Source organism: Pseudomonas sp. NPDC089734 (assembly GCF_044748865.1).
Classification (GTDB): Bacteria; Pseudomonadota; Gammaproteobacteria; order Pseudomonadales; family Pseudomonadaceae; genus Aquipseudomonas.
The window spans coordinates 56,684-76,606 of sequence record NZ_JBIVGV010000022.1 but is presented as its reverse complement, the minus strand read 5'-3'; the positions used below and the strand labels follow the sequence as shown (position 1 = coordinate 76,606).

Annotated in this window: 17 protein-coding genes and 2 pseudogenes; 1 reads left to right on the top strand and 18 read right to left on the bottom strand. The window is 57.5% G+C overall.

Translation table 11 applies throughout. From position 1 onward, the window contains the following. The 9 genes and pseudogenes from ACIPY9_RS22220 to sdhC form a co-directional block, all read right to left on the bottom strand. Nucleotides 1–67 (bottom strand): annotated as a pseudogene (locus tag ACIPY9_RS22220) (hypothetical protein); the annotation flags it as partial. Next, a pseudogene (sucC, locus tag ACIPY9_RS22215) lies at nucleotides 62–1,093 on the bottom strand (ADP-forming succinate--CoA ligase subunit beta); the annotation flags it as partial. The pseudogenes ACIPY9_RS22220 and sucC, both read right to left, overlap by 6 nt. Before the next feature lie 212 nt (nucleotides 1,094–1,305). Continuing rightward, on the bottom strand, nucleotides 1,306–2,742 hold the full coding sequence (gene lpdA, locus ACIPY9_RS22210) for a dihydrolipoyl dehydrogenase (protein WP_400706590.1): 1,437 nt from the start codon (nucleotides 2,740–2,742) through the stop codon (nucleotides 1,306–1,308). A gap of 168 nt (nucleotides 2,743–2,910) precedes the next feature. Beyond that, nucleotides 2,911–4,134 carry a 2-oxoglutarate dehydrogenase complex dihydrolipoyllysine-residue succinyltransferase gene (odhB, locus tag ACIPY9_RS22205; protein ID WP_400706587.1) on the bottom strand — a complete coding sequence of 408 codons (1,224 nt, stop codon included), beginning with the start codon at nucleotides 4,132–4,134 and terminating at the stop codon, nucleotides 2,911–2,913. Nucleotides 4,135–4,175: 41 nt separating this feature from the next. Next, nucleotides 4,176–7,007, bottom strand: a complete 2,832-nt coding sequence (locus ACIPY9_RS22200) for a 2-oxoglutarate dehydrogenase E1 component (protein ID WP_400706584.1) — start codon at nucleotides 7,005–7,007, stop codon at nucleotides 4,176–4,178. A gap of 259 nt (nucleotides 7,008–7,266) precedes the next feature. Then, nucleotides 7,267–7,971 (bottom strand): succinate dehydrogenase iron-sulfur subunit, encoded by a 705-nt coding sequence (locus ACIPY9_RS22195; protein ID WP_400706581.1) that lies wholly within the window; start codon nucleotides 7,969–7,971, stop codon nucleotides 7,267–7,269. Between the two features lie 11 nt (nucleotides 7,972–7,982). Continuing rightward, complete coding sequence (gene sdhA, locus ACIPY9_RS22190; protein WP_400706578.1) at nucleotides 7,983–9,755, bottom strand: succinate dehydrogenase flavoprotein subunit; 1,773 nt, start codon at nucleotides 9,753–9,755, stop codon at nucleotides 7,983–7,985. 3 nt (nucleotides 9,756–9,758) lie between these two features. After that, complete coding sequence (gene sdhD / locus ACIPY9_RS22185; protein ID WP_400706575.1) at nucleotides 9,759–10,127, bottom strand: succinate dehydrogenase, hydrophobic membrane anchor protein; 369 nt, start codon at nucleotides 10,125–10,127, stop codon at nucleotides 9,759–9,761. Then, nucleotides 10,121–10,495, bottom strand: coding sequence for a succinate dehydrogenase, cytochrome b556 subunit (gene sdhC, locus ACIPY9_RS22180; protein WP_400706572.1), 375 nt, complete (start codon nucleotides 10,493–10,495; stop codon nucleotides 10,121–10,123). Before sdhC ends, sdhD begins: the two co-directional genes overlap by 7 nt. A 365-nt stretch (nucleotides 10,496–10,860) precedes the next feature. Here sdhC and gltA point away from each other — a divergent pair, with 365 nt between their 5' ends. Further along, nucleotides 10,861–12,150, top strand: coding sequence for a citrate synthase (gltA, locus tag ACIPY9_RS22175; RefSeq protein WP_400706569.1), 1,290 nt, complete (start codon nucleotides 10,861–10,863; stop codon nucleotides 12,148–12,150). A gap of 60 nt (nucleotides 12,151–12,210) precedes the next feature. On the opposite strand, the gene ACIPY9_RS22170 is transcribed toward gltA, so the two are convergent. The 9 genes from ACIPY9_RS22170 to ACIPY9_RS22130 form a co-directional block, all read right to left on the bottom strand. After that, nucleotides 12,211–12,816, bottom strand: coding sequence for an START domain-containing protein (locus tag ACIPY9_RS22170; protein WP_400706566.1), 606 nt, complete (start codon nucleotides 12,814–12,816; stop codon nucleotides 12,211–12,213). A gap of 62 nt (nucleotides 12,817–12,878) precedes the next feature. After that, nucleotides 12,879–13,136 (bottom strand): YkgJ family cysteine cluster protein, encoded by a 258-nt coding sequence (locus tag ACIPY9_RS22165; protein WP_400706563.1) that lies wholly within the window; start codon nucleotides 13,134–13,136, stop codon nucleotides 12,879–12,881. Between the two features lie 90 nt (nucleotides 13,137–13,226). Next, nucleotides 13,227–13,868, bottom strand: a complete 642-nt coding sequence (locus ACIPY9_RS22160) for a translation initiation factor 2 (protein ID WP_400706596.1) — start codon at nucleotides 13,866–13,868, stop codon at nucleotides 13,227–13,229. 97 nt (nucleotides 13,869–13,965) lie between these two features. Continuing rightward, entirely contained in the window at nucleotides 13,966–15,405 is a 1,440-nt protein-coding gene (locus ACIPY9_RS22155) for a PLP-dependent aminotransferase family protein (RefSeq protein ID WP_400706560.1), read from the bottom strand. A gap of 216 nt (nucleotides 15,406–15,621) precedes the next feature. Further along, nucleotides 15,622–16,437, bottom strand: a complete 816-nt coding sequence (locus tag ACIPY9_RS22150) for an OmpA family protein (RefSeq protein ID WP_400706557.1) — start codon at nucleotides 16,435–16,437, stop codon at nucleotides 15,622–15,624. After that, complete coding sequence (locus tag ACIPY9_RS22145; RefSeq protein WP_400706554.1) at nucleotides 16,434–16,787, bottom strand: DUF4398 domain-containing protein; 354 nt, start codon at nucleotides 16,785–16,787, stop codon at nucleotides 16,434–16,436. Before ACIPY9_RS22145 ends, ACIPY9_RS22150 begins: the two co-directional genes overlap by 4 nt. Before the next feature lie 10 nt (nucleotides 16,788–16,797). Then, on the bottom strand, nucleotides 16,798–17,622 hold the full coding sequence (locus ACIPY9_RS22140; RefSeq protein ID WP_400706551.1) for a substrate-binding periplasmic protein: 825 nt from the start codon (nucleotides 17,620–17,622) through the stop codon (nucleotides 16,798–16,800). A 102-nt stretch (nucleotides 17,623–17,724) separates the two neighbouring features. Then, entirely contained in the window at nucleotides 17,725–18,654 is a 930-nt protein-coding gene (locus tag ACIPY9_RS22135; RefSeq protein WP_400706548.1) for an electron transfer flavoprotein subunit alpha/FixB family protein, read from the bottom strand. Continuing rightward, the gene (locus ACIPY9_RS22130) at nucleotides 18,655–19,404 is read right to left on the bottom strand and encodes an electron transfer flavoprotein subunit beta/FixA family protein (protein ID WP_400706545.1); all 750 of its coding nucleotides are present in this window, start codon (nucleotides 19,402–19,404) and stop codon (nucleotides 18,655–18,657) included. Nucleotides 19,405–19,923: the final 519 nt, after the last annotated feature.

Here is a 19,923-nt window from a genome sequence, read left to right as displayed (position 1 = left end):
CGCGTTCCTGGTGGGTCATGAAGAATTGCAGGAGGCGGTATTCGGTCGGCCCCATTTCTGCCGGTTTGTTCACGCCGACTTCTTTCACTGCACCGATGATGCCTTCGGCAATCATGTCGCAACGAACGATACCGCCGAAGATGTTGACCAGTACTGCTGCGACATTGCTGTCGGACAGGATGATCTTGAACGCTTCGGTAACGCGTTCCTTGGTAGCACCGCCACCAACGTCCAGGAAGTTGGCTGGCTTGCCGCCGTGCAGGTTGACGATGTCCATGGTACCCATGGCCAGACCGGCACCGTTGACCATGCAGCCAATGTTGCCTTCCAGTGCCACGTAGTTCAGTTCGAACTTGGCAGCGTGGGCTTCACGAGGATCATCCTGCGATGGATCGTGGAAAGCCTTCAGCTTTGGCTGACGGTACATGGCGTTGGCGTCGATGTTGATCTTGGCGTCCAGGCAGTGCAGATCGCCGTCAGCCTTGATAACCAGCGGGTTCACTTCCAGCAGGGCCAGGTCGTGGTCCTGGAACAGCTTGGCCAGACCGGTGAAGATCTTGGCGAACTGGGCAACCTGCTTGCCTTCCAGACCCAGCTGGAAAGCCAGCTCGCGACCCTGGAATGGTTGAGCGCCAACCAGTGGATCGATAGTGGCCTTGAGAATCTTTTCAGGAGTGTCGTGAGCGATCTTCTCGATGTCCACGCCACCTTCGGTGGAAGCCATGAACACGATACGACGGCTGGAGCGGTCGACTACAGCGCCCAGATACAGCTCTTTGGCGATGTCGGTGCAGGACTCGACCAGGATCTTGGTCACTGGTTGACCGTTGGCGTCAGTCTGGTAAGTCACCAGACGCTTGCCCAACCACTGCTGCGCGAATGCTGCTGCGTCTTCTTTGCTGCGAACCAGCTTGACGCCGCCCGCTTTACCGCGACCACCAGCGTGAACCTGAGCCTTGACGACCCATTCGGTACCACCGATCTTTTCGCAAGCTTCTGCTGCTGCTTCCGGGGTGTCTACTGCGAAGCCTTTGGATACTGGCAGGCCGTATTCAGCGAACAGCTGCTTACCCTGATACTCGTGAAGATTCATGCTTATTACCGTCTTCGTTTAGGTACTGCGCATTCGGTGCTGCACATCAAGCGTGCCGCACCACCTGTGACCGCTACTCCTGGTTGACTCCAGAGGTGTTCTGCAACACCTCTGGAATCGCCTGAGAGGTCGAGTCCGGCGGACTTTCCGCGGTGAGTCTTGCTCGCAAGGCTCACGACGGGCACTCCGTCGTGGTTTTTTCTCTTATTGTCTTAGCGCTTCTTGCGGTTCTGGATGTGGATGGCACCGCCATTCACAGCCAGGGCCGCTTCGTGAAGCGCCTCGGACAGTGTCGGGTGCGAGAAGACCATCATGCCGATGTCTTCTGCGCTGCTACCGAATTCCATTGCAATCGCGCCCTGCTGTACCAGCTCGGCAGCGCTTGGGCCGATCACGTGAACACCCAGTACGCGGTCGGTCTTGGCGTCAGCGATGATCTTGACGAAACCACCGGTGTCGTTGGCAGCCATGGCACGACCACTGGCCGCGAACGGGAAGGTGCCGACGTTGACTTCAACGCCTTCAGTCTTCAGGGTCTGCTCGGTCTTGCCAACCCACGCGATTTCCGGGTGAGTGTAGATAACCGAAGGAATCAGGTTGTAGTTCATCTGAGCCTTGTGGCCCTTGATGCGCTCGACAACCATGATGCCCTCTTCCGACGCCTTGTGGGCCAGCATCAGACCACGAACCACGTCACCAATGGCGTAGACGCCCGGTACGCTGGTGGTGCAGTAGTCATCGACGTAGATGAAGCCACGCTCGTCCAGGTCGACGCCGCTGTCGGCTGCCAGCAGATCGGTGGTCACCGGGCGACGGCCCACGGCTACGATCAGGCGATCGAAAGTGATCTTCTGCTCGCCATTGGCATCGGTGTAAGTCACTTCGACTTCTTCACCGTTGACCTTGGAGCCGGTTACGCGCGCGCCCAGCTTGACGTCCAGACCTTGCTTGGTGAAGGTCTTGAGCGCTTCCTTGGAAACGGCTTCGTCAGCGGCAGGCAGGAACTTGTCCAGCGCTTCCAGAACGGTGACCTGAGCACCCAGACGGGCCCATACCGAACCCAGTTCCAGACCGATGACACCCGCACCGATAATGCCCAGACGCTTCGGAACTGCCTGGAATTCCAGTGCGCCGGTGGAGTCGACGATGACTTTCTGATCGACCGGAGCCGGTGGAATGTCGATCGGACGCGAACCGGAGGCCAGGATCACGTGCTCGGCTTCGATGACTTCAACGGTGCCGTCAGCAGCGGTCAGTTCGACCTTCTTGCCGGCCAGCAGTTTGCCGTGGCCTTGCAGGCTGGTCACGCCATTGGCCTTGAACAGGCTGGCAACGCCGCCAGTCAGGTTCTTGACGATGGTGGACTTGCGGCCGACCATGGCTGGAACATCAATGGAGACTTCGGAAGTCGAAATACCGTGAACGCCGAAGCCGTTCTTGGCTTCGTAGAATTTCCAGGAGCTGTCCAGCAGAGCCTTGGAAGGAATGCAACCGACGTTCAGGCAGGTACCGCCCAAGGCCAGCTTGCCTTCCTTGTCCTGATACTTCTCGATGCAGGCAGTCTTGAAACCAAGTTGCGCAGCCTTGATGGCGGCAACATAACCGCCAGGGCCTGCGCCAATCACTACCACGTCGAATTTCTGGGACATAAAAAAGATTCCTTGTGAGCTTCAAGCTTACAGCTGCAAGCTGCAAGCTGACCTGCGTGAACCGCAGTCCAGCATTACAGCATAATCATGAGATACAGGTTACAGCCTCAAGCGCTACAGATGGCCGCTTTTGCTTGCAGCTGGCCGCTTGCACTTGAGGCTGCTTCATCAAATATCCAGCAGCAGACGAGCCGGATCTTCCAGCAGGTTCTTGATGGTAACGAGGAAGGTTACCGCTTCTTTACCATCGATCAAACGGTGATCGTACGACAGAGCGAGGTACATCATCGGACGGATGACAACCTGGCCATTGATCGCCATCGGGCGCTGCAGAATGTTGTGCATGCCCAGAATCGCAGCCTGCGGCGGGTTGACGATCGGTGTCGACATCATCGAACCGAAGGTACCACCGTTGGTGATGGTGAAGGTACCACCAGTCATCTCGTCCATGGACAGTTTGCCGTCACGAGCCTTCTTGCCGAAGGTGGCAATGCCGCCTTCGATTTCAGCCAGGCTCATCAGCTCGGCGTTACGCAGAACCGGTACGACCAGACCGCGGTCGCTGGATACTGCAACACCGATGTCGGCATAACCGTGGTACACGATATCGCTGCCGTCGATCGAGGCGTTGACTGCCGGGAAACGCTTCAGCGCTTCGGTAGCCGCCTTGACGAAGAACGACATGAAGCCCAGGCGTACGCCATTGTGGGACTTCTCGAACAGGTCCTTGTACTTGGAGCGCAGTGCCATGACTTCGGTCATGTCCACTTCGTTGAACGTGGTCAGCATCGCCATGTTCGACTGGGCTTCAACCAGACGCTTGGCAACGGTGGCACGTACGCGAGTCATCGGTACACGCTTCTCGACGCGATCACCGGCAGCCAGTACCGGAGCAGCAGCGGCTGCAGCAGGCTTGGCAGCAGGAGCGGCGGCCGGGGCGGACTTCTTGGCCTCGACAGCAGCAACCACGTCTTCCTTGGTGATGCGGCCATCCTTGCCTGTGCCTTTGACGCTGGCCAGGTTGATACCGTTTTCTTCAGCCAGTTTGCGAGCGGCAGGCGCAGCGATTGCGTCCTCATCCGCTGCCGAAGCAGCAGCCTGGGCAGGCGCAGCAGCAGGCACCGCGGCGGCAGCTGGAGCAGCAGATGCAGTAGCACCGGCATCCAGGGTTGCAATCACTTCGTTGGACAGGACGGTTTCGCCCTCGCCTTTCACGATCGATGCCAGTACGCCGTCCGCTTCGGCCAGAACCTCGAGGACCACCTTGTCGGTCTCGATGTCGACCAGCAGCTCGTCACGTTTTACCGCTTCGCCCGGCTGCTTGTGCCATTTGGAAATGGTGCCATCGGCAACGGATTCCGGGAAAGAGGGGGCTTTGATCTCGATAGCCATTATCTGTAATTCCTTAATTCGGTTTCTAATGCTCGAAGGCGTTAAACAGTGAAGGCATCTTGCAGGAGTTTTTCCTGCTGTTCAGCGTGTACCGAAGCATAACCACAGGCTGGAGCTGCAGAAGCGTCACGACCGGCATACTCGAGAACGAGGTTGCGGTTGTGATTGCTCATGCTGCGACGCAGGTGGTGTTGGCTGCTGTACCAGGCCCCCTGGTTCATCGGCTCTTCCTGACACCACACTACGTTTTTCAGGTTGGTGTAAGGCGCGATCGCTTCCATCAGATCATCTTCAGGGAACGGATACAGTTGCTCGATACGCACGATGGCGATGTCTTCACGACCTTCGGCACGACGCTTCTCAAGCAGATCGTAGTAGACCTTGCCGCCGCACAGAACCAGACGTGTCACCTTGGCCGGGTCGAGTGCATCGACTTCCGGAATGACGGTCTGGAACGAGCCTTCGGCCAGTTCTTCCAGGGTCGAGATTGCCAGTTTGTGGCGCAACAGCGACTTGGGCGTCAGCACAACCAGCGGCTTGCGCAGGGGACGAATCACCTGGCGACGCAGCAAGTGGTAGATCTGGGCCGGGGTGGTCGGCACGCAGACCTGGATGTTGTGCTCGGCACACAGTTGCAGGTAACGCTCCAGACGTGCGGAGGAGTGTTCAGGCCCCTGCCCTTCGTAACCGTGAGGCAGCAGCATGGTCAGGCCGCACAGACGCCCCCACTTGTGCTCGCCGCTGGTGATGAACTGGTCGATCACCACTTGCGCACCGTTGGCGAAGTCACCGAACTGGGCTTCCCAGATGACCAGAGCGTTTGGCTCGGTGGTCGAGTAGCCGTATTCGTAGGCCAGTACCGCTTCTTCGGACAGGAACGAGTCATACAGGTCGAAACGCGGCTGACCGGCAAACAGGTTCTTCAGAGGAATGTAGGTACTTGCATCTTTCTGGTTGTGCAGAACAGCGTGACGGTGCGAGAACGTACCGCGACCGATGTCCTGACCCGTCATGCGGATCGGGTGACCTTCAAAAGCCAGGGTCGCGTACGCCATGGTTTCAGCGTAACCCCAGTTGATCGGCAGGCCGCCGGCTTGCATCTTCTGACGGTCTTCGTAGATCTTCTGGACCTGACGCTGAACCACGAAACCTTCCGGCAGCTCCATCAGCTTGGCCGACAGTTCCTGCAGGGTCTTGAGATCGAAGCGAGTGTCGTGACGCGCAGTCCAGGCATGGCCCAGGTATGGACGCCAGTCGACGAACAGCTCCTTGTTCGGTTCCTTGACCAGGCTTTTCACGACATGCAGGCCGTTGTCCAGCGCATTGCGGTAGTCGTCGATCTTGGTCTGGACACGCTCTTCGGTGAGGATACCGGCCTTGGTCAACTGCTCGGCGTACAGCTCACGGGTTGTACGCTGCTTGTTGATCTGCTGGTACATCAACGGCTGGGTGCCGCTAGGCTCGTCCGCTTCGTTGTGACCGCGACGACGGTAGCAGACCAGGTCGATCACGATGTCACGCTTGAACTGCATGCGGTAATCGATCGCCAGCTGGGTCACGAAAACCACGGCTTCCGGGTCATCGCCATTCACATGGAGAATCGGAGCCTGAATCATCTTGGCAACGTCGGTAGCGTACTCGGTGGAGCGCGAGTCCAGCGGGTTGCTGATGGTGAAGCCTACCTGGTTGTTGATGACGATGTGGATCGTGCCACCTGTCTTGAAGCCGCGGGTCTGCGACATCTGGAAGGTTTCCATGACCACGCCCTGACCTGCGAAGGCAGCATCACCGTGGATGGAAATAGGCAGAACCTTGTCACCGTTCGGATCGTTGCGACGATCCTGACGTGCACGCACAGAACCCTCGACCACCGGAGAAACGATTTCCAGGTGAGACGGGTTGAATGCCATCGCAAGGTGAACTTCGCCACCTGCGGTCATGACGTTGGAAGAGAAACCCTGGTGATATTTGACGTCACCGGAGCCCAGCTCCACTTTTTTCTTGCCCTCGAACTCGTCGAACAGCTCGCGCGGGTTCTTGCCGAAGGTGTTGACCAGTACGTTCAGACGGCCACGGTGGGCCATGCCGATGACGATTTCCTTGGTGCCATAGGAGCCGGAGCGCTGGATCAACTCGTCCAGCATCGGAATCAGGCTCTCGCCGCCTTCCAGACCGAAACGCTTGGTACCCGGGTATTTGGTGCCCAGGTATTTTTCCAGACCTTCGGCAGCCGTGACACGCTCGAGCAGGTGGCTCTGGATCTCGGCCGAGAACGCAGGACGCCCACGCACGCTTTCAAGACGCTGCATGAACCAGTTGCGCTGCTCGGAATCGACGATGTGCGTGAACTCGGAACCGATGGTGCGACAATATGTCTGCTGCAACGCTTCATGAATTTCGCGTAGGCTCGCTTCCTCTTTGCCGATGAACAAGTCGCCGGCACGGAAAGTCGTATCCAGATCGGCATTGGTCAAGCCGTAGTGATTGATCGACAGATCAGCTGGCGCAGGACGCTGCCACAGGCCCAGAGGATCGAGCTGAGCCACTTGATGGCCGCGCATACGATAAGCCTGGATCAGTCGCAATACTTCAACCTGCTTCTTTTCGTGCTCGCTGCTCACGCTACCGGCTGATACCGGTTGGGCGCGGCGCTGGTTTTTAGCCAGCAACACAAAATGATCGCGAATCGTTGAATGCGATACATCGGTGGCAGAGTTGCCGTCTGCTGGCAACTTCTGAAAGTAGGTGCGCCATTCTTCTGGCACAGCGTTAGGGTCGTGCAGGTAGAGCTCATAAAGCTCTTCCACATAGGCAGCGTTACCACCGGATAGGTGGGCACTGTTCCACATGCGCTGCATCACGCTTTCTTGCATGCTTGGTCACCCTCGGTAAGGGGACACCACCGGCGAAGACGCCATAGCAAACCTGAAATGGTCGTGTGCAGCGACCAATCAAGTCACTAAGGATCACGCAGATAGCCCGGGTACCAGCCCGGATGCCCCTGCTGGTCTCATTTCTTCAAAATAAGAGCGGCAGCTTTGCGAGCCACTGCTCAGGTTAAAGCCACGACGCCGGTTGAAGCCTGCGTCGCGGCTACTTACAGGTACAACGGTGCTACGGTACAGCGATAAATCAGACGCCGCTCTGCAGAAGCATGTTGCGTACGTGACCGATAGCCTTGGTTGGGTTAAGGCCCTTCGGACAAACGTTTACGCAGTTCATGATCCCGCGGCAACGGAACACACTGAACGGGTCATCAAGTGAAGCCAGACGCTCGGCTGTCCGGGTATCACGGCTGTCAGCCAGGAAACGATAGGCTTGCAGCAGCGCAGCAGGACCGAGGAACTTGTCCGGATTCCACCAGAAGGACGGGCAGGAGGTCGAGCAGCAGGCGCACAGAATGCACTCGTACAGACCGTCGAGCTTGTCGCGCTCTTCCGGGGACTGCAGACGCTCGATGGCCGGAGCCGGCGTGTCGTTCTGCAGGAAAGGCTTCACCTTCTCGTATTGCTTGTAGAAGATGCTCATATCCACTACCAAGTCACGAATAACCGGCAAACCTGGCAAAGGACGCACCACCAGCTTGCCATTCTTGACCACGGAAGACAGTGGAGTGATGCAGGCAAGACCGTTCTTGCCATTGATGTTCATACCATCGGAACCACATACACCTTCACGGCAGGAGCGACGATACGAGAAACCTTGATCCTGTTCCTTGACCAGGGCCAATACATCGAGAACCATCAGGTCCTTTCCACCGGTATCAACCTGAAATTCCTGCATGAACGGCGCAGCGTCCTGCTCAGGGTTGTAACGATAAACACTGACTTGCAACATATCGGTCACCCTTAATAAGTCCGAACCTTAGGCTCAAAAGTCGGAACAGTTTTTGGCGAGAAGTTCACGGCACGCTTGGCTACGCGCTTTTCACCCGGGAAGTACAGGGTGTGGCACAGCCAGTTTTCGTCATCGCGATCTTCAAAGTCTTCACGGGCGTGAGCGCCGCGCGATTCCTTACGATGTTCTGCGGCAATCGCCGTGGCTTCGGCAACTTCCAGCAGGTTTTGCAGTTCAAGCGCTTCGATACGGGCAGTGTTGAACGCCTGGCTCTTGTCGTTGATCTTGACGTTGGCAATGCGCTCGCGCAGGCCAGCCAGTTGAGCAATACCCTTCTGCATGTATTCGCCGGTACGGAATACACCGAAGTAGTTCTGCATGCAGCTTTGCAGCTCTTTACGCAGCGAGGCAACGTCTTCGCCGGTGGTGCGCTCGTTCAGGCCGGACAGACGAGCCAGGGCAGCATCCACGTCGGACTCGGAAGCGCGACGGTAGTCAACGCCTTCGCGCAGGCTCTGCTCCAGGTGCAGACCGGCAGCACGACCGAAGACAACCAGGTCGAGCAGCGAGTTGCCACCCAGACGGTTGGCACCGTGAACCGATACGCAAGCCACTTCACCCACGGCGAACAGACCCGGGATGATCTGGTCTGCGCCAGTTGCGTCCTGAGTGATTGCCTGACCATGAATGTTGGTGGCGATACCACCCATCATGTAGTGGCAGGTTGGAACAACAGGGATCGGCGCCATGGCCGGATCGACGTGCGCGAAGGTCTTGGACAGCTCCATGATGCCTGGCAGGCGGCTGTGCAGGACTTCTTCACCCAGGTGGTCGAGCTTGAGCATTACATGGTCGCCATCCGGACCACAGCCGTTACCGGCGATGATCTCTTTAACCATGGAACGGGCAACGACGTCACGACCGGCAAGGTCCTTGGCGTTCGGAGCATAACGCTCCATGAAACGCTCGCCATGCTTGTTGATCAGATAACCGCCTTCACCACGGCAACCTTCCGTGACCAGTACACCTGCGCCGGCGATGCCGGTCGGGTGGAACTGCCACATCTCGATGTCCTGGACAGGAACACCGGCACGCAAGGCCATGCCGACGCCGTCACCGGTGTTGATCAGGGCGTTGGTGGTCGACGAGTAGATACGGCCTGCACCACCGGTTGCCAGTACGGTTGCATTGGCACGGATGTAGGAAGTTTCGCCAGTTTCAATGCAGATGGCGATGATGCCGACAAAGGCGCCATCCTGGTTCTTCACCAGATCCACAGCATAGTATTCGTTCAGGAATACGGTGCCGGCTTTCAGGTTGGCCTGATACAGGGTGTGCAGCAGCGCGTGGCCGGTACGGTCGGCAGCAGCACAGGTACGTGCAGCCTGACCGCCCTTGCCGAAGTCCTTGGACTGGCCACCGAACGGACGCTGGTAGATACGGCCCTGCTCGGTACGGGAGAACGGCAGGCCCATGTGCTCGAGCTCGAAGACCGCTTCCGGACCTACGGAACACATGTACTCGATAGCGTCCTGGTCACCGATATAGTCGGAACCCTTGACGGTATCGTACATGTGCCAGCGCCAGTCATCGTTCGGGTCGGCCGAAGCGATGGCGCAGGTGATGCCGCCCTGGGCGGAAACAGTGTGCGAGCGAGTCGGGAATACCTTGGTGACAACAGCAGTCTTGTGACCACCCTGAGCCAGTTGCAAGGCAGCGCGCATGCCAGCGCCGCCGCCACCGATGATGATGGCATCAAAGGAAAGTGTATTTGTGTTAGCCATGAATCAGATACCCCAAAGAATCTGCACGCCCCAGACGAAGTAAGCGAACATCATTACGCCGCAAACAGCCTGGAGGAGAAAACGTACCGCAGTCGCGGACTTGCCCAGCGCCATCGGCGTCAGGTAGTCGGTCGTGATGGTCCACATGCCGACCCAGGCGTGAGCACCCAGGGCAACGAAGGCCAGCAGACTGAAGATACGCATCCCGTTGTGCGAGAACAGCTCGTGCCACTGGGCATAGGTCAGGCCAGGGTGAGCAACGAGGTATCCGATCAGGAAAATGAAATAAGCCGCGAGTACGACCGCCGAAACGCGCTGCGCCATCCAGTCATAGAGGCCCGAACGCGACAGGTTAGTGACGTTGGTTACCATATCCATACTCCCGCCAGGATGATCACCACCACGGAGACGGCGATAACGATTTTCGAGCCCAGTTTCCCGCCTTCCAGCGTTTCACCGACACCCGCGTCCATGATCAGGTGGCGAACACCGGCCACCAGGTGATACAGCAGGGCAGACAGCAGCCCCCAGATTACAAACTTTGCCAGCGGGCTGGTCAGACACGCTTTCACTTCACCGAAGGTTTCTTCGGACGCCAGCGACTTGTCCATTGCATAGAGCATGATTGCAATGCCGACAAAGAGGATGACACCGGAGACACGGTGAAGAATGGACGTGTAAGCAGTGACTGGGAGCTTGATGGTCCTTAGGTCTAGATTTACAGGTCGTTGGCTTTTCACGGCTTTTTTTTCACACTGAAGAGCCCCTAACAATCAGGGCAAGTTGTTGGGAAGTGCACTGGTCAGGTACCCACCACCCAGGAAGTGACAACCCCCTTTAAAACAGGCCCAAAAGCCCTTGGCGGTCGGACGCCGAGTATAGACAGTTAGGTAACTAATGACAACGCGCAGACTTACAGCCAATAGCGGATTGCGCTGATCGGACAAAAGGCGTAAAGCGTCAGAATGTCGCAGGCAAAAATCGACACAAAGGCCTTGTGGAACACGACTTTAGGCAAATTGACTTTAGAATTTATCTAACTATAGTGATGCGGGCCCTGCGTGGGGGGCCTGTCTGATGATTTGAAGCATAAATAGGAGGCCACATGGCTGACAAAAAAGCGCAGTTGATCATCGAGGGCACAGCCCCCGTCGAGCTGCCCATACTGACCGGCACCGTGGGTCCCGATGTGATCGACGTGCGCGGACTCACCGCCACCGGCCGCTTCACATTCGACCCTGGCTTCATGTCGACCGCCTCTTGCGAGTCGAAGATCACCTACATTGATGGTGACAACGGCATCCTGCTGCACCGCGGCTACCCGATCGAGCAACTGGCCGAACAGTCCGACTATCTGGAAACCTGCTACCTGCTGCTCAACGGCGAACTGCCAACCACCGAGCAAAAGGCCCAGTTCGTCGCAGTCGTCAAGAATCACACCATGGTCCACGAGCAGCTGAAGAGCTTCTTCAACGGCTTCCGTCGCGACGCCCACCCGATGGCCGTCATGTGCGGCGTCGTTGGCGCCCTCTCAGCGTTCTACCACGACTCGCTGGACATCAATAACCCGCAACACCGCGAAATCTCGGCAGTTCGCCTGGTCGCCAAGATGCCGACCCTGGCAGCGATGGTCTACAAATACTCCATGGGCCAGCCCATGATGTATCCGCGCAACGACCTCAGCTACGCCGAGAACTTCCTGCACATGATGTTCAACACCCCTTGCGAGATCAAACCGATCAGCCCGGTGCTGGCCAAGGCGATGGACAGGATTTTCATCCTGCACGCCGATCACGAGCAGAATGCCTCCACGTCCACCGTGCGCATGGCCGGCTCGTCGGGTGCAAACCCGTTCGCCTGTATCGCTGCCGGTATTGCCGCGCTCTGGGGCCCGGCTCACGGCGGCGCCAACGAAGCCGTACTGACCATGCTCGACGAAATTGGCGATGTGTCCAACATCGACAAGTTCATCGCCAAGGCCAAGGACAAGAACGATCCGTTCAAGCTGATGGGCTTCGGTCACCGCGTCTACAAGAACCGTGACCCTCGCGCCACCGTGATGAAGAAGACCTGCGACGAGGTTCTTCGCGAGCTGGGCATCACCAATGACCCGCAACTCGAACTGGCCATGCGCCTGGAAGAGATCGCCCTGACCGATCCTTACTTCATCGAGCGCTCGCTGTACCCGAACGTAGACTTCTACTCAGGCATCATCCTGAAAGCCATCGGCATCCCAACCAGCATGTTCACCGTGATCTTCGCCCTGGCGCGGACTGTCGGCTGGATCTCCCACTGGAAGGAAATGCTCTCCAGCCCGTACAAGATCGGCCGTCCACGCCAGCTGTACACCGGCAACGAGGCACGCGATATCGTGCCACTGGAAGACCGCAAGTAAGCGATACTCCAGCAATGAAAAAGGGCTGCCAATGGCAGCCCTTTTTCATACCTTCAAGACCTACTTCTGCGCCCTTTCCTTCAATGCTTTCAGCGTATTGAACGGTGCATCGACCACAAACTTGTTGGCCAGCCAGGACGGCACGCTTCCTCCCGGATCGGTATGCACCTGATAGGTCACCTCGGTCTGATTCGGCCCCTTGGGCACCAGCTTCCAGAAACCGGCAACCTCGGCCACTCGCACAAAACCCTTTTCCTCAGGCAAATAGCTCGACTGCTCCTCGATACGGCGCGTCACACTGCCATCAGCGCCCTCCTCGGTCGTGATCAGCAGGATCGAATCACGAGGCGTCACAGGCCACGGCGTATTGAACTGAGTGTAGGTCCAGGCCTTGTTGCCTTCATGCTTGAGCAGTTTCTGCGCCTGACACTCATGAATCCACGCACACGCCCCCACGACATCCTCTTGCAGGGCGCGCACCCTGGCCACGCTGGAGTTGATGGTCGTTACGCCGCGATAGGCTTTGTATTTGGAGCCCGCCACATCACTCAGGGAAACCTTGATCCCCTCTTCGTCCTTGGCCACCTGCCAGTCTTCAGCATGCGCCACACCTGCAAGCAGTACAGCCAACCCGGAAACAACAGCCATGCGATGCAGCGTATTCATTGTTTTATTCCTTATTGTTGAATGTCTGATAAAGCAATTCCGCCCAACGAAACCGGACCTCTTCACGCAACCGCGGTAGCCTTTTCCCACCAGCCGATCAGACGAATAGCTTCAGCCTGATCCACACCACAGACATCTTCTGCCGCCTTGAACTGACTGCAGACAGCGGGCCGCTCAACCTTGCCAAACAAGCCACACAACAACTCGACCGACAGATGCAGACAACGCTCTCCGGCCGGCTTGCCATCAGGCATACCCGGAATGGGAGAAGTAATAGAGGGCGCGATGCAACAGGCACCGCAACCGGAGCGGCAGTCCATGACTCGACACCCTTGTTGAAGATGAAAAAGAAAGATAATAGCGGCTAAAACAGACGTTTCAAAATGCCATAACGGACGAGAAACAGGGCCTTACTGCTTGAATTTGAAGTCCAGGGCAGCACCTTCGATATCACGCCGGCTCTCGTTGCGCATTTGCAACTGCATTTCATTGCTCAGCAAACGCCCATTGAGCTCAAAAGGACTCGGATCCGAAGCCGAACGCTTGCTCTCGAACATCGGCGGCAGCAGAGGCTTGCGCTTGGCAGTAATAACATTGGCCGGGGGCGAAAGCTTCTGAACCATTTCCGGAGGCAGCGTCAGATCAAGTTTGGGCTGGCTCAGTCGAACATCCTTGACCGAACTTTTGGCAGGCTTTTTCTTTTCACGCTGAGCAACGATTTTTTCTTTTTTCGCTTTTGCCGGAGCAGGTTTAGCCGACACGGCCTTCTCAGAAGACACTTTTACAGTTGTCGATCGAGGCACCGTTGACTTTGCAACAGGACGAGCTGGCGCCGCCGGCTTTCCGGCCACCACAGGAACAACCGGAACAGGCGGTTTCAATTCATGTACGGCAGGGGAAGAATCCGGAGCAGCAAGCGGCTGAACAGGAGGAGAGACAGGCGCAACGGCACTTGCTTCAACCTTCGGCTTTGGCACCGGAGCCTCCTGGGAGTCGCAGGCTCCCAGTAAAACAACGACGAACAATCCGATACAACGAAACGCATTATTCATAGAAAACAGGGCGGAGGCAGTAAAGGACACATGCTGTTCCTTTGAGGCACACATGACAAGACAGGAACACCGACGATCAGACAAAAAGCACTCTGGCTCAATAACCCGGCACAGCCTCCTGACACAACTGCCTGGCCAGCATCCCCAGCGTCATCAGCGCACGCTCCGCTTCACGATTCCAAGGCATGCCACAGTTCAGACGTATACAGTGATTGAACTGCTCTGTATTACTGAAAATAAGGCCCGGCGCGATGCTGATGCCCTGCTCCAGCGCCCTGACATGCAATTCCTGAGTATTGACCCGCCCCGGAAGACTGACCCAGAGGATAAAACCACCGACGGGCCGACTCATCTGCGTCCCCTCGGGAAAGAACTGCTGGACTGCCAGCTGATACGCACTCAGGTTTTTCCGGTATTCCAGCCGGATGAAACGCAAATGCCGGTCATACCCGCCATTTTCCAGGTAAGCCGCCACCGCCATCTGAGTGACACTGCAAGCCGAATGCGTGCTGAATGTCTGCAAGCGCTGGATTTCGGCCTGATATTTTCCGGCGATCATCCAGCCGATACGCACCCCGGGCGACAAGGTCTTGGAGAAGCTTGAACAGTAAATCACCCTCCCCAGCCGATCGAAGGCCTTCAAGGCCTTGGTGCGCCCCACTTCAAACATCAATTCGCCATATACGTCGTCTTCAACGATCTGGATATCGAAGTCCGACGCCAGACGCAGCAAGTTCTTCTGCCGCTCTTCAGGCATGGTGCCGCCCAGCGGGTTACTCAGGCGCGCCGTCAGCACCAGCGCCTTGATCGACCACTGGTTGGCCGCCAGTTGCAAGGCCTCCAGACTGATACCCGTCGAAGGATCGCTGGGAATCTCGATAACCTTGAGTCCCAGCAGATCAGCCAGCTGCAACAGCCCGTAATAAGCCGGCGACTCGGCTGCAATCAGATCTCCGGGTTGAGTCAGCACCCGCAATGACATTTGCAGCGCATCGACACAGCCATGGGTGATCACCACTTCAGACGGATCGACCACCACGCCTGCATCACGCATACGAATGGCAACCTGCCGGCGCAACGGCTCAAAGCCCGGGCTGAACATGTAACTGAATGCCCGCGGACTGTGAAACCGCGTCACCTTGGCTAACTGCTGATGCAAGGCCCGCACAGGCAGGTAGTCCACATGCGGCACCGCAGCCCCCAATGCAAAGACACCTTCACGCCGGGACTCTTCCAATACCTGCTGAATGATACTGCTGCGAGTGACCAGACTCGGACGCTCTACACGGGCGATATCCGGCGTGGAGGCCGTCAGCGCAGGCGTCTGGTGAACGTAGTACCCGGATTGCGGACGGGCGCGAATCAGCCCCTGATCTTCCAGGTTCGCGTAAGCCTGCAAGACCGTTGCATGGCTGACATTGAGCTGTGAGCTCATCTTGCGAACGGACGGCACACGTTCGCCTGGCTGATAGACACCACGACGAATGTCTTCCGCCAATTGCTGAGCGATTCTTTGATAAAGCAAAAGATTGGTCATGACACAGCCTCAAACGACCGACGATTTGTTTTTATAGAGTCAATCACAGCCTAACGACCGGAACAGTCTGGAAGTGTACTGGGACAGTTTCCCTTTAAGCCAGTGATTGTGTGCGCTGATAAAAAATATTATCGGAGACCACGTTCAGTCCTGCCGGTCTTCAGGCAAAAAAAAGCCCGACGCCGCTAACGGCACCGGGCTCTGCTTCAGGTTTTCCTAGCGTGCAGCGCCCATGCGCCCCTTGTCATCGGAGAATACGATTTCAACACGACGATTTTGTGCACGACCACGTTCGGAAACGTTCACGTCGACGGGATATTGCTGACCGTACCCCTCGACCTGGATGCGTTTTTCATCCACTCCCAGGTCCATCAGGACATCGGCCACCGACTGTGCCCGATCCCTGGACAGCTTCAGGTTTTCCTGACGATCACCGGTACTGTCGGTGTAACCCTCGATCCTGACCGTACGACGCGGGTTGAGCAGCAAAAACTGCACGACCTTCAGCACGGTACGATTGGCCGCGTTTTTCAGCTCGGCATGCCCAGGATCGAACAACACGTCGCCAAGCGTCATGACCAGACCGCGCTCGTTCTGAGTCGTGGCAAGACTGAGGATCTGGTCTTCCAGCCATTTACCTTGCTGCTGGGCACTGGCCAGCTTGGCTTCACGCAATGCCAGTTGCAGACGCTGACGCTCCAGCTCCATCTTTGCCAATTGCTCCTGAGCCAGCATCAGATTGCTGTGCTCGCGCGCGATCTCGCTGTAACGGGCGCTCAGGTAAGCGTAATGACTGACATCGGCACCACTGCCCAGATAGCTCGACAGGCGCTCAGCCCGCGCCAGGGACTCGCCGGAGCGGATGATGTCCTTGGGCGCGCTGCGCAGGACATCGGGATCTTCTTTCACCTTCTGGAAACTGGCACCGGCCTGGCGCAAGGCCTCCTCACTGCCTTGATGGCTGGCACAGCCGGACAACCCCGCCACACCCAGCAACAGACAACCGCTCAACACACGGGAAACACGGCTCATTGAACCTCCCCCAACTGCTTGCGCAGACGATTGAGGCGAACATTCAACTGATTGATCTGCTCCTGACTCTTGAGCGTCAATACACGAGCCTCAGCCAACCGCGCATCAAGCTCGGCACGCTCCGCATTCATGCGCGCCTCCTTGTAGGATTTATCAGCCATGTCGGCACGTGCCTGGGCAAACCGGGACTCCGCCTCCAGCCACTCAGGCTGCTCATCGGTGACACCGACAGCCTTGGCCTGTTCCAGAGCCTGCTCGGTGAGCTTGAATTGTTCGGTCGGAGCCGGATCATTGGCACAACCGACCAGAGCGGCGGCCGCCATGAACGCAATTAAAGGGCGAATACTCACAAAAACATTCCTACTTGTTTGGCACACTGGCAGGTTGCAGCAACTGGGCTTTCCATAACTCCAGATTGCGCTTGACGACTTGGCCCGAGAGGCCTGAAGCGACCGATTCTGTCATCTTTTTTGCCAACTGTCCGCGCAACCACGAATCGTTGCAGGCCGAATTGAAAGACAACGCCAGATACAAGCCCGGCATATCGATCGGCTGAGGCTGAGCGACCAGATCCTTCGACAACCCCAGGGTCTGCACCATGGCCATGCCGGAATAACGGCCTGCCAGCACATAATCGACCTGCCCAAGCGCCAGTTTCTGGAAAGCCAGGGTCAGATTGGGCAAGCGCTCCAGGGTCAGATGCTCCTTCACAAGCACCTCGAACGACGAGGTCAACCGAATCCTTTCAGAGGCCGCCCCAGGTCGCCCGTGCAAGTCGGCCAGAGAGCTGGATGGCGCAGACTGGTCATGCCGCGTCCAGATCAGAATGTCATTCTGCACAACCGGCGGATGAATGTAGTCCAGAGCATCCAGTTGCGACTGACTCAATGGCGCATCGACCAGCATGTCCATGCGACCGGTCCGCACCTCCTCGAGCGCCTGACTGCGCTTGCCCGCATACAGGAACTCGACATTCAGATCCAGCGACTCCGCCGCCTGCCTGAGCAGGTCGGCATTGGCACCGATCAAATGCCTGGGATCCTGCGGGTCGCGCCACAGGTAAGGCGGCGCATCCGGACTGCCGGTCACGATCAGACGCTCGCATTTGCCCGCCGCGAAGGCGAGCGACGGCAACACCATCAGCCCCAGAAGCAGCGAAGACAGAACAAAACCTGGCCGGGCCATGAATACTCCTTTTGCGAGACAACAAAAAACCCGTTCACTCAGGCCGCGCCCCTGCAACAGACAGGTAGGCGCAGCCGGATTGAACGGGTTCTCGAAAGCCGGTTAAACCAGCTTTTCCAGCTCAGGTACAGCTTCGAACAGATCGGCCACCAGACCGTAATCGGCCACCTGGAAGATTGGCGCCTCTTCGTCCTTGTTGATCGCAACGATCACCTTGGAGTCCTTCATGCCTGCCAGATGCTGGATCGCACCGGAAATACCCACCGCAATGTACAGCTGTGGAGCAACGATCTTGCCGGTCTGACCGACCTGCATGTCGTTGGGCACGAAGCCGGCGTCGACCGCAGCACGGGAAGCACCCACAGCGGCACCCAGCTTGTCTGCCAGGGCATACAGGTGCTTGAAGTTGTCGCCGTTCTGCATGCCACGACCACCGGAAACAACGATCTTGGCAGCGGTCAGCTCCGGACGGTCGGACTGAGCCAGCTCTTCGCCAACAAAGGACGACTTGCCTGCATCGTGAGCCGCAGAAACAGCCTCAACGGCAGCCGAACCACCTTCGGCGGCTACCGGGTCGAAACCGGTTGCACGAACGGTGATGACCTTGACCGCAGCGCTCGACTGCACGGTGGCAATCGCGTTACCGGCATAGATCGGGCGCTTGAAGGTATCGGCCGATTCAACCGAAACGATCTCGGAGATCTGATCGACATCCAGCAGCGCGGCAACGCGAGGCAGGATGTTCTTGCCGTTGGAGGTAGCGGCCGCCAGGATGTGGCTGTAGCCAGCACCCAGCTCGACAACCAGCGGGGCCACGTTTTCCGGCAACTGATGCGCGTAGGCAGCGTTGTCGGCAACCAGCACCTTGGCAACGCCTGCGATTTTGGCAGCCGCGTCAGCCACGGCACTTACACCGGAACCGGCGACCAGCACATTGATATCGCCACCGATCTTCCGGGCAGCAGCAATGGTGTTCAGCGTGGCAGGAGCCACGGTTGCATTGTCATGTTCAGCGATAACCAGGATCGTCATTTAGATTACCTTCGCTTCGGTTTTCAGTTTTTCGACCAGTTCGGCCACCGACTTGACCTTGATACCGGCGCTACGCGCGGCAGGCGCTTCGACCTTGACAGTCTTGTTGGTCGAGGCCGTGGAAACGCCCAGCGCATCCGGGGTCAGGGTTTCGAGCGGCTTTTTCTTGGCCTTCATGATGTTGGGCAGCGAAGCGTAGCGTGGCTCGTTCAGACGCAGGTCCGTGGTCACGATAGCCGGCAGGCTCAGGGACACGGTTTGCAGACCGCCATCGATTTCGCGGGTCACGGCAACCTTGTCGCCCGACACTTCAACCCTGGAAGCGAAAGTGCCCTGCGGGTAGCCGCTCAGAGCAGCCAGCATCTGGCCAGTCTGATTGTTATCGCTGTCGATGGCCTGTTTACCCAGGATCACCAGCTGTGGCTGTTCCTTGTCGACCACAGCCTTGAGCAGCTTGGCGACGGCCAGGGAAGTCAGCTCTTCGGCTGACTCGACAAGCACCGCACGGTCAGCACCCAGTGCCAGAGCAGTACGCAGTTGCTCCTGGGCAGTGGACGGGCCGATGGTAACGACGACGATCTCGCTCGCCACGCCTTTTTCCTTCAGGCGTACGGCTTCTTCAACAGCGATTTCGCAGAAAGGGTTCATGGACATTTTGACGTTGGCAAGATCGACGCCGGAGTTGTCCGCCTTGACGCGAACCTTGACGTTGTAGTCGACCACTCGTTTGACAGCTACAAGAACCTTCATGGATTCCTCGTTACTCTCCGGTGAAAAGAAAGTCGCCCGGCATGACCAGACGATCGATATGTGTCCTCAACAAGCAATCGCTTTCGTGCAGGCCCGGGGTTGTCTGCTGAAACAACCGCCAGAAAAGCGTAATAAGGCCAGATCACACCCATCAATTTACCGCCGGGTGTGTAAAATGCGCCGCGCGAAATGGTCTGGCGACCTGCACTGCACTCCCCTGATGCCTTTTTGGAGGCTTCGTTGAACCTCGTTTCAGCCTACGGCGAGCGCAAAACCGCCCGTATCTTGACCGCAACGCCTTTTCTGGTCAATACGACAGATCGGCCAGTCATGAGTCTGGCATCATTGATTTATCTGGCCTGCGGCCAATTCAAACGAACGTTTGTATTGGACCTGCATAGTGGTGTAGATATAATGCGCTCCCTATATAAAGACGAGCAGGCATGCCAAGCCTTCCAACGTCCGTTTTGTACGCTTCATATAAAAAAACACCGTGAGCCTTGAGAGTAGGAGATAGCC